The organism is Sphingobium sp. DEHP117 (assembly GCF_030867385.1).
In the GTDB taxonomy this organism is placed as follows: Bacteria; Pseudomonadota; Alphaproteobacteria; order Sphingomonadales; family Sphingomonadaceae; genus Sphingobium.
This window is the reverse complement of sequence record NZ_JAPFBJ010000001.1, coordinates 55744-70151: the sequence shown is the minus strand read 5'-3', so window position 1 is coordinate 70151 and position 14408 is coordinate 55744. Positions and strand designations below refer to the sequence as shown.

Here is a 14408-nt window from a genome sequence, read left to right as displayed (position 1 = left end):
CCGCTAACCACGATGAACCGTTGACTCGCGGGCAAAACTCGTCCCATTGATGCTGCAATGCAGCAAGGTGGGCAACAATGCGAATAGCGGTGATCGATGACAGCGCGGCGCGCGCGGCCGTCATCGAGGAAGGCCTGCGCGACGCAGGCCTATCCGACCTGCACATCTTTCTCGACCGTCACGGCCTCGCGGCAAAGCTTGAGGCGTGCTCGCCCGACGTCGTGCTGATGAACCTCGAAAACCCCAGCCGCGACATGCTGGAGGAAACCTTCGCCCTCTCGCGTGCGCTCGCCCGCCCGATCGCGATGTTCGTCGATCAGTCTGACGAGAGCGCGATCGCAGAGGCGGTCGACGCCGGCATCTCCGCTTATGTGGTCGATGGCCTGCGCAAGGAACGAATCAAGCCGGTTCTCGATCTTGCCGTGCGCCGCTTCCAGGCTTTCAACCGCCTCCAGACCGAGCTGGCCGAGGCGCGCTCGCAACTGGCGGAGCGCAAGGTGGTGGACGAGGCGAAGCTGATCCTGATGAAGAAGCGCGGCCTGTCCGAGCCGGACGCCTACAAGCTGCTGCGCACCCACGCGATGCAAAGCAACCGCCGCATCGCCGACATCGCGCAGGCCATCGTCACCGCGGAAAATCTGTTAGGGGGTGCCTTGTGAGCCTCGATCCGTTTCGTATCGGTTTCCTCCCGCTGGTGGACGCCGCCCTCCCCATCCTGGCACAAGAGCTCGGGCTGGCCGAGGAGCAGGGCATAGACCTGGAACTGGTGCGCGATATGAGCTGGGCCACGGTGCGCGACAGGCTCATCTATGGCGGAACGGACGCCGCCCATCTCGTCGCCCCGCTCGCGCTCGCCACCACATTGGGGCTGGACCGCCCGGCCGTGCCGATGGCGGTGCCGTTCGTGCTCGGCCTCAACGGCAATGCCGTTACGATCGCGCCGCCGCTGGCCGAGGCAATCGGCGCGCATGGCGCGCTGCTCGATTCGGTCACATTGGGGCAAAGGCTGGCCGCGCTCATCGCGCTTCGCGCGCGTGAAGGGACGCGGCTGCGTTTCGGCGTGGTGCATCGTTATTCCAGCCACAACTATATGCTGCAATATTGGCTGCGCGGCAGCGGCGTCGATGTCGCGCGCGATGTCGAGATCGTCACCATCGCCCCGCCCTTCGCCGCCGAGGCGCTCAGCCTGCGCGAGATCGACGGCATCTGCGTGGGCGAACCGTGGAACAGCGTCGCGGTGGAGCGCGGCGTCGGCGTGATCGTCAACGTCACCTCGCACATCTGGTTGCGCGGGGTGGAGAAGGTGCTTGCGATGCAGGCGGCGCGGGCAGAGGCGGAGCCGGAGATCGTCCACCGCCTGATTCGCGCGCTCTACAAGGCGGGGGAAGTGTTCATCGATCCTGCCCGCCATTCCGCAAATGCGGCCATCCTCGCGCGCGCTGAGTATCTCGACGGCTCGGCCCATCTGATCGAGCGGGCGATCGCAGATCGAATCACCCTCGCCGCCGGGCAGGAACCGCTGCACATCCCCGATTTCATGTTCCAGCATCGCGAGGCGGCAAACTTCCCCTGGGTCAGCCAGGCGGCGTGGCTTTATGCGCAGATGGTGCGGGCTGGCCATGTCGTGAAGTCAGACGTGGGCTATGCCGCCGCCCAGCGGGTTTTCCGGCCAGACATCTATCGCGCGGCCTTTGCCGGAACACAGGTGCCGCTCCCGGGCGCGAGCGCGAAGCTGGAAGGCGGGATCAGCGAAACCACGGGCGTCGGCACGGTGCAGGGGCGGCTGCTGCTGGGGCCGGACCGGTTCTTCGACGGCCGCGCGTTTGACCCCGATCAGCTCGACGCCTATCTCGCGCAGGATTGAGCCGTCCGAGCTATACGATTGCATTTTGTGCAACGCAAAATTTTCCCTCTTGCCCAAACGGCGAATCGATGCCAATCTTGGCCCCGACGAGACAAGGATGTCTCGGCATGATTTATCGGCCTCACCCAATGGCGGGTCTGGCTTGATACCGCCGCACACGGCACCTGAGGCAACGCAGCCGCCCGAACCAGCTCATCGCTGTGATTCGAGGCGGTTTTTTTTGCGTCTATCGCGGGTTTCGCGCTTCGGCGGTTGCACACTGGGGGAATGGCGCGGTCTGCTGACTTCGCCTCGCGCAACGGGTTCGGGAAGGAGCATATTCGATGGCGGAACAGGACGATCAGCAGGGCATCAGCCGCAGAGGCATATTGAAAACCAGCGGCACGGTGGCTCTTCTGGGTGCAGTGCAACAGGCGTTTCCTTCCGGCGCATTCGCTGCCGGGCCGGGGCCCGAGGTTCAGGGCGCGAAGCTGGGTTTTATCGCCCTTACCGATGCAGCGCCGGTCATCGTCGCCAAGGAACTCGGCCTGTTCGCCAAATATGGCATGCCTAACGTCATCGTCGCCAAGCAGGCGAGCTGGGGCGCAACGCGCGACAACCTCGTCCTGGGGTCTGACGGCGGCGGCATAGACGGCGCGCATATCCTCACCCCCATGCCCTATTTTCTGTCGATGGGCTATCAGGCCAAGCAGACGCCGATGAGCATCCTCGCCCGCCTCAACGTCAACGGCCAGGCGATCTCGGTGTCGAAGGAATATCTCGGCGCCAAGGCTGGTCTTAACTCTGCCGCGATGAAAGGCGTGATCGCCCAGCGCAAGGCGGCTGGCAAGAAGATCACCATGGCGATGACCTTCCCCGGCGGGACGCACGACCTGTGGATCCGCTACTGGCTGGCGGCTGGCGGCATCGATCCTGACAGCGACGTTTCGCTTATCACCATTCCGCCGCCACAGATGGTTGCCAACATGCGCGCCGACACGATGGACGCCTTCTGCGTCGGCGAGCCCTGGAACGACCAGCTCGTCGCCCAACAGCTCGGCTACACCGCCGTTTCCACCGGCCAGATGTGGATGAACCATCCTGAAAAGAGCTTCGCCATGCGCTCGGACTGGGTGGATCAGAACCCGCGCGCGGCCATTGCTCTCACCGCCGCGATCATCGAGGCACAGCGCTGGGCAGACAACCCCGCCAACATCGCCCGCCTCGCGATGATGATCGGCGGCCCCGCCTATTTGAAGGTGCCGGTGGGCGATATTGCCGACCGTCTGCAGGGCAACTTTACCATGGGTGACGGGCGCAAATTCCCCAATGCCGCCTTCAAGATGAAGTTCTTCAACGGCTTTGCGTCTTTCCCCTACAAGAGCCACGATCTCTGGTTCCTCACCGAGAATCAGCGCTGGGGCAAGCTGCCGATGAGCCTCAACACCAACGGCATCATCGCCAAGGTCAACCGCAGCGACATCTGGCGCAAAGCGGCGGCGGCGATCGGCGGCAAAGGCCCCGCAAGCGACAGCCGCGGGCCGGAGAAGTTCTTCGACGGCAAGGTCTTCAACCCCGCCAACCCCAAGGCCTATCTCTCCAGCCTCGGCATCAAGCGCGTCTGACGGAGCATATCCATGTCTGCCTCATCCCCCCTAGCAAACACAGGCCAGAGCGAGGGCGCGCCCGCGCTGTCCCCGGCCGCCGGAGCAACCGTCGTGCCCTATCCCGAAGACGCCATAAAGCGTCGCCAACTGCCGCCCATGCCTGCCCCGATGCAGGCGTGGGAGGAGAAGCTGCGGTCCATTGCCGCGCAGACCCTGCCCACGCTGCTGATGCTCGTCGTCCTGTTCGGCCTGTGGCAGGTGGCGTGCGGCAGCCCGGACGCAACCTTCCCCTCGCCGCTCAAGGTCTGGCAGGATAGCCACGAGCTGATCGTCAACCCGTTCGAGGGCGTGACCGTCGACTTCTCCGGCGTGCATGTCAGCGAGGAAGGCGTCGTCGGCATCGCCGGCCATATCGTCACCAGCCTCAAGCGCGTAATGATGGGCTACAGCCTCGCCGCGATCCTCGGCATCGCGCTCGGCATTCTCGTCGGGCAGAGCGTGTTCGCCTATCGCGCGCTCGATCCGCTGTTCCAGGTGCTGCGTACCGTCCCGCCGCTCGCGTGGTTGCCGATCAGCCTTGCGATCTTCCAGCAGGCGCAACCCTCCACAATCTTCCTTATCTTCATCACCGCAATCTGGCCGGTGATTTTGAACACCGCCGCCGGGGTTCAGTCCATGCCAGCCGCCTATGTCAACGTCGGCAAGGTGCTGAACCTCAATCCGCTCGAATATTTCACCAAGATCATGCTGCCCGCCACCGTGCCGCACATGTTCACCGGGCTTCGCATCGGCGTCGGCATGAGCTGGCTCGCCATCGTCGCGGCAGAGATGGTGCAGGGCGGCACCGGCATCGGCTTCTTCATCTGGGACAGCTACAACAGCTCGCTGCTGACCGATACCATCGTTGCGCTGATCTGGATCGGTCTGGTCGGCTTCGCGCTGGACCGCATCGTCGCCTTCATCGGCCGCAAGGTCGCCCGGACGGCTTAAGGAGAAACGCTCATGAAACAGAGAAGCTATCTCGCACTCGAAGACATCTGCGTGGAGTTCCCGACCAAGAAGGGCACATTCTGCGCGCTCGACAAGATCAGCCTCAGCATCGAGAAGGGTGAGTTCGTCTCGCTGATCGGGCACTCCGGCTGTGGCAAATCGACTCTGCTCAATGTCGTCGCTGGCCTCGTAAAACCCAGCCGGGGCGTGGTATTCCTCGGCGATCAGGTAGTGGATGCGCCGGGCGTGGACCGCGCCGTCGTGTTCCAGGATCACTCGCTGCTGCCCTGGCTGACGGTGGAGGAGAATGTCTGCCTCGCCGTAGACAAGACTGCGAAGGGAAAAAGCAAGGCCGAGCGCAAGGAATGGGCGCTGCACAACCTTGAACTGGTGCAGATGGCCCACGCGGCGAACAAGCGCCCCGGCGAGCTTTCCGGCGGCATGAAGCAGCGCGTCGGCATCGCCCGCGCCATCGCGATGCAGCCGCGCGTGCTGCTCATGGACGAGCCGTTCGGCGCGCTAGACGCCCTCACCCGCGCTGCCTTGCAGGATGTGGTGATGGATCTTCAGGCCCGGCTCAACAACACCGTGCTGATGATCACGCACGATGTCGACGAGGCCGTGCTGCTGTCCGACCGCGTCATCATGATGACCAACGGCCCGGCCGCGCGGATCGGGGAAGACCTCAAGGTCCACATCCCGCGCCCGCGCGCACGCCTCGCGGCGATGGACCTGCCCGAATATGCCGACGCGCGCCACGCCGTCGTCCACTTCCTGCACGAACGGTATCGCAACCCCGCGACCTTGCAGGCGGCCTGAACCGCAGCCGCGCGGGGCGGCACGATCACAGATTTCAAGAGAGAGGGGATGTCCTGGGGAAAACGCCAACAGGACAAAGGGGGAAGTTATGCACAACAAAACCAGTATGATAGCCTTGACCACCACCGCCATCGCGGCCGCCTTCACGGCGCAGTCTGCCCAGGCCGAAACCTTCAGTTTGAAGCCGAGCATCGACGCGCGCCTGCGCTATGAAAATGTCGACCAGCCGACAACGGATGCAGACGCCGTCACCATGCGCATGCGGCCCGGCATCACACTCAGCACCAAGAGCGGCTTTTCCGCACTGGTCGAGGCGGAAGCGACGCTGGCGATCGACGATGGCTACACCGCATTTCCGGGAACCTTCACGCCGGCATCCATTGGCTTCAGCCACCAGCGCCGCGCCGGTTATTCCGTGGTGTCCGACCCCGAGAATATCGAGCTCAATCGCGCGCAGATCCAGTACAAGACCAAGACCTTCACCCTCACCGGCGGCCGCCAGCGCATCAACCTCGATGATCAGCGTTTCGTCGGCTCGGTCGGCTGGCGGCAGAACGAGCAGACGTTCGACGCGGTGCGCGCCGAGGCGACCCTCGGCCCGATCAGCCTCGACGGCACCTACAGCTGGTCCCAGCGCACCATCTTCGGCGTCGACGCAGGTTCGCGTCAGGCCTATTCCGGCGGTTTCGTGTTCCTCGGTGCGGGCGCGTCGCTCGGGCCGGTGAAGCTCAAGGCGTTCTCCTACCTGCTCGATTTCGACGCCAAGGAGCCGGTCAAGGCCACCTCCACCCAGACTTATGGCGCGCGGGCGACCTCAACCTTCAAGCTCTCGCCCAAGGCCAGCCTCAACCTGATGGCGAGCTATGCCAGGCAATATGACTACGAGCTCAACCCCGGTGATTATTCGGTCGATTATATCGCGGCCGAGGCGGGGCTGAGCTATGACATCTGGACGCTGACCGCCGGTTACGAGCTGCTGGGTGGAGACATCACGCCCAAGGGCCGCGTCGCCTTCCAGACGCCGATGGCGACGCTGCACAAGTTCAACGGCTGGGCGGACCTGTTCCTCAACACCCCCACCAGCGCGACCGGCACCGGACTGGAAGACATCTACGCGGGCGTGGCGGTGAAGCCCAAGGTCAAGAGCCTCGCGGGCCTCAACGCCGCGGTCGTGTGGCACAGCTTCAAGAGCGATGTCGGCAACTTCAAATATGGTCAGGAATGGGATGCGCAAATCGGCTTCAAGCCGACGAAGAGCCTCACGCTCCTTGCGAAATACGCAGACTACGACGCCAAGGGCTTCCTCAAATTCCCCGGTGACGTCGATACCAGCAAGTTCTGGTTGCAACTCGAATACGCGCTGTAACCCACCAAGGACAAGAGAGACATGGTCGCATCCCCCCCAGATCCCCGCCCGCACCTCGTCGTCATCGGCAACGGCATGGCCGGCTGCCGCGCGGTGGAGGAAATACTGGCGCGCGACCCCGGCAAGTTCCGCATCACCATTTTCGGAGCCGAGCCGCGCGTCAACTACAACCGGATCATGCTCTCTCCCGTCCTCGCCGGGGAAAAGACGTTCGAAGACATCATCATCAACGGGGCGGATTGGTATGCGGACAGCGGTATCGAACTGATCTCCGGCGACCCGGTGGTCGGTATCGACCGCGCGGCCAAGACCGTAACCGCGAAGTCGGGCATGTCGGTCAGCTACGACAAGCTGCTGATCGCCACCGGCTCCGATCCATTCATCATCCCCGTGCCGGGCAAGGATCTGCCCGGCGTGGTCACCTTCCGCGATCTCGATGATGTCGACAAGATGCTGGCCGCCGCAGACCTGGGGGGGAATGCGGTGGTCATCGGCGGTGGCCTGCTTGGCCTGGAGGCGGCGCACGGATTGTCGCTCCGGGGCATGCAGGTCACCGTATTGCACCTGATGCCGACCCTGATGGAGCGCCAGCTCGATGAGGCCGCCGCCTGGCTGCTGAAAACCGAGCTGGAGCGGCGCGGCCAGACGATTCTGACGCAGGCCGACACCGCCGAGATCATCGGCACGGACAAGGTGGAGGGCGTGCGCCTCAAGGACGGCACGGAGATCAGGGCCGACATTGTCGTGATGGCAGTCGGCATCCGCCCGAGCACTGCCCTCGCGAAGGAAGCAGGCCTCGCCGTGGGGCGCGGCATTCAGGTCGACGATCATATGGTCACGTCCGATGCCGATGTGCTCGCGGTAGGCGAATGCGTCGAGCATGACGGACAGGTCTACGGCCTCGTCGCGCCGCTGTGGGACATGTGTCGCAGCCTCGCCGATGGGCTGGTGGGCAGCGAAAACCCCTATAAAGGCTCGGTCACCTCCACAAAGCTCAAGGTATCGGGCATAGACCTGTTTTCGGCGGGCGACTTTTCAGGCGGCGAGGGCTGCGAGGACATCGTCCTGCGCGATGCGACGCGCGGCGTCTACAAGCGCGTGATCGTCAAGCAGGACAAGATCGTCGGCGCGGTGCTCTATGGCGATACGGCAGACGGCAACTGGTATTTCGATCTGCTCAAGAAGGGCGAAGACATTGCGGACATTCGCGACGCGCTGATCTTCGGGCAGGCGTTTGCATCTGGCGGGGGCGCCACCGCAAACCCTATTGATGCCGTTGCCGCCCTTTCCGATGACGCGGAAATTTGCGGCTGCAACGGCGTATCCAAGGGGCAGGTAATGGCCTGTATCGCGGGCGGCGCGCAGTCGCTCGATGGGGTGCGCTCCGGCTGCAAGGCGTCCGCAAGCTGCGGCAGCTGCACCGGCCTTGTCGAAAACCTGCTGGCCTTGGCGCTGGGAGACGAATTCGCTGGCGAGCGCGACAACAAGCCGATGTGCAAGTGCACCAGCTTCACCCATGAGGATGTGCGCGCCGCGATCCTTGAGAAAAACCTCAAGGAAATCCCGGCGGTGATGCAGGCGCTTTCGTGGAGCACGCCGGACGGCTGCTCCTCCTGCCGCCCCGCGCTTAACTACTACCTGCTCTGCGCCTGGCCCGCCGAGCACAAGGAGGATCCGCAAAGCCGCTTCGTCAATGAGCGGATGCACGCCAACATCCAGAAGGACGGCACCTATTCCGTGGTGCCGCGCATGTGGGGCGGCGTCACCACGCCCAAGGAGCTGCGCGCCATTGCCGACGCCGCCGAAAAATATGGCGCGCGCATGGTGAAGGTGACCGGCGGGCAGCGGCTCGACCTGTTCGGCATCAAGAAGGAAGACCTGCCCCACATCTGGGCGGACCTGAACGCCGCCGGCATGGTCTCCGGCCACGCCTATGGCAAGGCGCTGCGCACTGTGAAGACTTGCGTCGGCTCCGAATGGTGCCGTTTCGGCACACAGGATTCGACCGGCCTCGGCATCCTGCTCGAACAGATGACCTGGGGCAGCTGGATGCCGCACAAGTTCAAGATTGCGGTCTCCGGCTGCCCGCGCAATTGCGCCGAAGCGACGATCAAGGACTTCGGCGTGATCTGTGTAGACAGCGGCTACGAACTGCTCGTCGGCGGCAATGGCGGCATCCACCTGCGCGGCACGGACCTGCTCTGTAAGGTGGCGACCGAGGAAGAGGCGCTCGAATATTGCGGCGCCTTCATCCAGCTTTACCGCGAGGAGGCGCGTTATCTCGATCGCACCGCGCCGTGGATCGAGCGGGTCGGCCTGGACCATGTGAAAGCCAGGGTGGTGGACGATCATGAAGGCCGCAAGGCGCTCTATGGCCGCTTCCTCCACGCGCAGAAATATCTGCAAAAAGACCCCTGGGCCGAGCGCGCGGCAGGAAAGGAGGCGCATCTGCACCAGCATATTGCCGAGATCCGTCCCTTCGCCGTTGTGGGAGCACACTGATGGTCACTGCAGACTGGCTCGACATCGGCCCGGTGGATCAGCTCCCGGCCCTGGGCGCGCGCACCCTCCCCGTGCAGGGCGGCGAGGAAATCGCGATCTTCCGCACCGCCAACGGCAGCGTCTATGCCCTGCTCAACAAATGCCCGCACAAACAGGGGCCGCTCTCCCAGGGCATCGTGCATGACACCACGGTCACCTGCCCGCTACACAACTGGCGGATCAGCCTCGTCACCGGCGAAGCGCTGGGCGACGACGTGGGCTGTGTGCCGACCATCCCGGTCAAGATTGACGGCGGTCGCATCCTCATAGCGCGCAAGGAAGCCTTGCAGGGAGTTGATGGATGAAACTCCCCTCCCCTCCAGGGGAGGGGCCGGGGGTGGGGCCGTCCGGTATTCCCCAATCCTCCCCCACGACAGAGGGAGCGCACATGGTCCGCACCGCCTGCCCCTATTGCGGCGTGGGTTGCGGCATCGCGGCGACGCGCACCGGCGAGCGCTCGGTGCTGATCAAGGGCGATGCCACGCACCCCGCGAACAACGGTAGGCTGTGCTCCAAGGGCACGCATCTGGGCGAGACGGTGAGCCTCGAGGGTCGGCTGCTCTACCCCGAGGTCAACGGCGCACGCGCAAGCTGGGACTCGGCGCTCGATCTGGTGGCACAGCGCTTCTCAGATACGATCGCCCAGCACGGGCCGGACAGCGTCGCCTTCTACGTCTCCGGCCAGTTGCTTACGGAGGATTATTACGTCGCCAACAAGCTGATGAAAGGCTTCATCGGCTCCGCCAACATCGACACCAATTCCCGCCTGTGCATGGCGAGCGCGGTGGCGGCGCATGTCCGCGCCTTCGGCGAAGATGTGGTGCCTTGCTCCTACTCGGATCTGGAGGCGGCGGAGCTGATCGTGCTGGTCGGCTCCAACACCGCCTGGTGCCACCCGGTCGTGTGGCAGCGGATCGAGGCGGCGCGGGAGGCGCGCGGCACCAAACTGGTCGTCATCGACCCGCGCCGTACCGAAACCGCCGAGCGCGCAGACCTGCACCTGCCGATCCGCCCCGATGGCGATGTCGCGCTCTTCAACGCGGCGCTGCTCGACATGAAGGCGCGCGGATTGCTCGATGACGCCTATCTCGCCAACCATGTCAACGCGCCCGATGGCTTCTGGGATCGGCTCTGCGCAGGGGAAGACGGGCTGGATGACACCACGCGCGCCGCCTTCTTCGATTTGCTTAGCCAGCACCCCAAAACCATCACCCTGTTCAGCCAGGGCGCGAACCAGTCCGCCAGCGGTACGGACAAAGGCAACGCGATCATCAACCTGCATCTGGCAACGGGGCGCATCGGCCAGCCGGGCATGGGGCCGTTCTCGATCACCGGCCAGCCCAATGCGATGGGCGGCCGCGAGGTCGGCGGGCTTGCCTCGATGCTCGCCGCGCATATGGGGTTCAGCGCTGAAGAATGCGCCGCCGCTCAGGATTTCTGGGCCAGCCCCATGATCGCGCGCGCGCCGGGGTTGAAGGCCGTCGACATGTTCCGCGCCGTGCATGACGGGCGCATAAAGGCGCTGTGGATCATGGCCACCAACCCCGCCGTCTCGATGCCCGACGCCGGTTTCGTGCGCGCGGCGATGGAGCGGTGCGATTTCGTCGTCGTGTCGGACTGCATGGCCGAGACGGACACGACCGCCTATGCCCATGTAAAGCTGCCCGCGCTGGCATGGGGCGAGAAGGACGGCACTGTCACCAACAGCGAGCGCGTCATTTCCCGCCAGCGCCCCATTTTCCCGCCGCCCGGCGAAGCACGCGCGGACTGGGACATCGTAGCCGATGTCGCCCGCCGCATGGGGTGGGCAGACGCCTTCGCCTACCCCTCCGCCGCAGCGGTCTTCCGGGAATATGCGGCGCAGACGGGCTTTCGCAATGGTGGCCGCCGCGTGCTCGATCTGTCGCAATGGGCCAGGATTTCAGACGCTGACTACGCTGCATGGGCACCGTGGCAATGGGGCGGCGCAGCGCCCTATGCCGATGCGCATTACTCCACGCCCGACGGCAAGGCGCGGCTGGTTCCGGTAACCCCGCCCGCGCAAGACACCGACCCCGCCTTCCCCTTGCGGCTCAACACCGGGCGCACGCGCGACCATTGGCACACGATGACACGCACCGCGCTCAGCCCCAAACTCTCGCAACACCGGCGCGAGCCATGGGTAGAGATTCACCCCGATGACGCCGCCACACTCGGCATCGCCAACCACAGCATCGCCAGCATCTCCACACCTACGGGCAGCAGCCTCTATCGCGTGAGCGTCTCAGAAGGGCAGCGCCGGGGCGAACTGTTCGTGCCGATGCACTGGACGGACCAGATCTCGTCCGGCGGGCGCACGGGCAGGCTACCCGGCCAAAAGGTCGATCCCATTTCCGGCCAGCCCGCATTCAAGAATACCCCAGCGGTCATCGCTCCCTATGGCGCGGACTGGCGCGCCTTCCTCGTCAGCGTCGAGCGGCCAGACATAACGGCAGATTGCTACTGGACGCGGGTGCGAGGCGAGCATGGCTGGCTCACCGAACTGGCGGGCCAGGGCGCGATTGACATAGAAGCACTGCTCCCCAAGGGAGAGCGCATCGAGGCGCGCGATGGCGCGCGCGGGAGCCTGCGCGTTGCCGTGCGCGATGATACCGGGTGCCTGCAGGCGGCACTGTTCCTCACCCGCTCCGGCTCGCTCCCACCGCGCGAATGGATTTTGGCGCAACTGCGGCCAGAGGAACAACCGAAGGGCGCGGAGCTGCTCGCCGGGCGCGCCGCCACGCCCGCGCCGGACGCCGGGCCGGTGGTGTGCGTATGTTTCGATATCGGCGCATACAGCATCACGCGCGCAATCCGCGATCAGGCGCTCACCAGCGTCGAGGCGGTGGGCAAGGCGCTGAACGCGGGCACCAACTGCGGCTCGTGCCGCCCGGCCATCGCCAGGCTCATCGAGGAAGCGCACGCATCGGTGGCATGAAGGCTTTCAGGCCAGCCGCTCCAGCCATCTCTCCACCGTCCTGAAATGCGCTTCCCAAGACGGCGGCGTAAAGTCCCGCATACGCTCCAGCTGACGCTCCCGCGCATTGCCATGCTGCGCAGCATATTCGAGCACCGCCGCCTCCCACGCGGCCTCATCCTGCGGATCGAGATAGTCGGGAATCTCCCCTGCCGTCTCGCGGAACACGGCAAGGTCGCTGGCGATCACCGGCACGCCTGCGGCCAGCGCCTCGATCAGCGGCAGCCCCTGCCCCTCGACAAAGCTGGGGAACAACAGCGCCCGCGCCGACCCGAGCCAGAGCTGCAACGCCGCATCGTCGCACCGGCCCAGCTCCTTCACATAAGGCCGCAACGTCGCGTCTTCATCCAGCTGGCGAAAAACATCGTCCGCCTGCCACCCGCGCTGGCCGATGATGACGAGGCGCGGCGTCTGCTCCCCCAGCCGCGCGATCAGACGCTGCCACACGCGCAATATAAGCGCATGGTTCTTGCGCCCCTCAATCGTCCCCAGCATCACGAAGCTGGGCGGCTCCTGTGGGGTATGCCCCGGTGCGCTCTCATGCGCCTCCACGCCCAGCGGCGCGATCAGGGTGGGCGGCATCGGCAAGCCCTCCTCACGCGCAAACGCGCCGAGCGCCTGCACGCTGTCCGCGCTGTTGGCGATCACCGCCGCGCCTTGGCGCAACACACTGCGCATCCGCATGGCGTGCCGCTCCGGCACGCCCGCCCGCGCGAATTGCGGATGGGTGATGGGGATGAGGTCATGCACATAATAGACCGCGCGCACGCCGCTGCGCCGCACCCAGCGCGCATGTCCCGCCCGGTCCAGCCCCGTATGCCCGACATTGAGATAGAGCGCACCGCGCATCCCGCTCCGCGCCGCGCCGCAGATCAGCCCCGGCAGGATCAGCAGCATCAGTTTTAACCTGACGTCCACCGGAGGATCGACCACAAGGTCAAACAGCCGCTCAGACAGCGCCGGCTTCAGCACCCGTGTAATCCCGCCGCGCTGCACCACCGCCAGCGCCCGCCCGCGATAATGGCGGATATAGGCGATACAGGCGCGGTCGATCCCGGTGGGCAGCAGGCCCAGCCACGCGCGCCAGATCAGGCGGCTGACGTCCAGCAGCACCGGCGGCTCCATCATCCCTTCGTCCCCAGCAGGCCGTCCGCAACATACGCCCCGATCGCCATCGAGGACGTGAGGCCGGGGCTTTCGATGCCGAACAGCGCCGCCAGTCCGCCCAGGCCGTGGCTGCCCTCGAACTGGATCGAAAAATCGGGCTGCGGTTCACCCGGGCCGTGGATCTTGGGCCGGATGCCCGCATAATCCGGCACCAGCGCGTCCTCGTTCACGTCCGGCCAGAAACGCCGGATCGCTTCCACGAACTGCGGCTTTCGCGCCGGGTCGACGCCGTAGTCCTCGCCCTCCACCCATTCGATGTCCGGCCCAAAGCGCGCAACGCCGCCAATGTCCCGCCGGTAATGCGTGCCGAGCGACCCGTGCACCGGCAAAGGATAGATCAGCCGCGCGAACGGCGCCTTGCCCTGCAACGCGAAATAGCTGCCCTTCGCGAGGTGGCGTTGCGGTATCAGCGCGGCGGGAAAACCCTCTACGCCACTCGCCACGGCCTGCGCGCCCAGCCCTGCCGCCAGCACCAGCAACCGGCAACCAATGCTCACCGGCTCGGCCCCGCCGCACTGAACGACGAAGCCATCCGGATCCCGGCTGGCGCGCTCGAACGGCGTGCGCAGCGCAATGCTGCCGCCCGCATCCTCGATGTCGCCCCGCATGCCCAGCATATAGCCATGGCTGTCGAACACCGCCGAAGTGCCGCACAGCATGGCCGCCTCCGCGCGCAGCGCAGGCTCGAGCACACGGGCCTGCGCGCCGGTTATCCATTCCACCTGCGGCACATCATTGGCCTTCGCCTGCGCGTGCAGCGCCTCCAGCTTGGGCACTTCATCCACGCTCGTCGCCACCACCAGCTTCCCGCACGGGTTCAGGGCGATACCGCGCCCGGTCAGATACTCGCGGATCAGCGCATTGCCCGCCACGCACAGCCGCGCCTTGAGCGATCCGGTGGGGTAATAAATCCCCGCATGCAGCACTTCGGAATTGCGGCTTGAAACGCCCTGACCGATGGCGTCTGCGGCCTCCAGCACCACCACCTGCTGCCGGCGCAGTGCCAGCGCACGCGCGCAGGCGAGGCCGACGGCGCCCGCACCCACGACCAGGGCATCGGTGCGGAAGTCAGGCATCAGG

At 65.4% G+C, this 14408-nt stretch carries 11 protein-coding genes; 9 read left to right on the top strand and 2 right to left on the bottom strand.

Going from position 1 to position 14408, the window contains the following annotated elements; genetic code table 11:
• Positions 1 to 77 precede the first annotated feature (77 nt).
• The 9 genes from OOT33_RS00340 (at position 78) to OOT33_RS00300 (ending at position 12122) form a co-directional block, all read left to right on the top strand.
• Positions 78 to 659 (top strand): ANTAR domain-containing protein, encoded by a 582-nt coding sequence (locus tag OOT33_RS00340; protein ID WP_307747981.1) that lies wholly within the window; start codon positions 78 to 80, stop codon positions 657 to 659.
• Positions 656 to 1864 (top strand): ABC transporter substrate-binding protein, encoded by a 1209-nt coding sequence (locus OOT33_RS00335; RefSeq protein ID WP_307747980.1) that lies wholly within the window; start codon positions 656 to 658, stop codon positions 1862 to 1864. Before OOT33_RS00340 ends, OOT33_RS00335 begins: the two co-directional genes overlap by 4 nt.
• 323 nt (positions 1865 to 2187) lie before the next feature.
• The gene (locus OOT33_RS00330) at positions 2188 to 3468 is read left to right on the top strand and encodes an ABC transporter substrate-binding protein (RefSeq protein WP_307747979.1); all 1281 of its coding nucleotides are present in this window, start codon (positions 2188 to 2190) and stop codon (positions 3466 to 3468) included.
• A gap of 12 nt (positions 3469 to 3480) precedes the next feature.
• Positions 3481 to 4440, top strand: coding sequence for a nitrate ABC transporter permease (ntrB, locus tag OOT33_RS00325; RefSeq protein WP_307747978.1), 960 nt, complete (start codon positions 3481 to 3483; stop codon positions 4438 to 4440).
• 12 nt (positions 4441 to 4452) lie between these two features.
• Positions 4453 to 5259, top strand: coding sequence for a nitrate ABC transporter ATP-binding protein (locus OOT33_RS00320; protein WP_307747977.1), 807 nt, complete (start codon positions 4453 to 4455; stop codon positions 5257 to 5259).
• An 88-nt stretch (positions 5260 to 5347) separates the two neighbouring features.
• Positions 5348 to 6625, top strand: a complete 1278-nt coding sequence (locus OOT33_RS00315; protein WP_307747976.1) for an alginate export family protein — start codon at positions 5348 to 5350, stop codon at positions 6623 to 6625.
• 21 nt (positions 6626 to 6646) lie between these two features.
• Positions 6647 to 9127, top strand: a complete 2481-nt coding sequence (gene nirB / locus OOT33_RS00310) for a nitrite reductase large subunit NirB (protein WP_307747975.1) — start codon at positions 6647 to 6649, stop codon at positions 9125 to 9127.
• Entirely contained in the window at positions 9127 to 9471 is a 345-nt protein-coding gene (gene nirD / locus OOT33_RS00305; protein WP_307747974.1) for a nitrite reductase small subunit NirD, read from the top strand. Before nirB ends, nirD begins: the two co-directional genes overlap by 1 nt.
• Before the next feature lie 83 nt (positions 9472 to 9554).
• Positions 9555 to 12122, top strand: a complete 2568-nt coding sequence (locus OOT33_RS00300; protein WP_307747973.1) for a molybdopterin-dependent oxidoreductase — start codon at positions 9555 to 9557, stop codon at positions 12120 to 12122.
• Positions 12123 to 12128: 6 nt separating this feature from the next.
• On the opposite strand, the gene OOT33_RS00295 is transcribed toward OOT33_RS00300, so the two are convergent.
• Positions 12129 to 13289: a glycosyltransferase gene (locus OOT33_RS00295; protein ID WP_307747972.1), complete on the bottom strand. Its 1161-nt coding sequence runs from the start codon at positions 13287 to 13289 to the stop codon at positions 12129 to 12131.
• A complete protein-coding gene (locus OOT33_RS00290) occupies positions 13286 to 14404 on the bottom strand; it encodes an FAD-dependent oxidoreductase (RefSeq protein WP_307747971.1) in 1119 nt (372 codons plus the stop codon). The genes OOT33_RS00295 and OOT33_RS00290 overlap by 4 nt, the downstream gene beginning before the upstream one ends.
• Positions 14405 to 14408 lie beyond the last annotated feature (4 nt).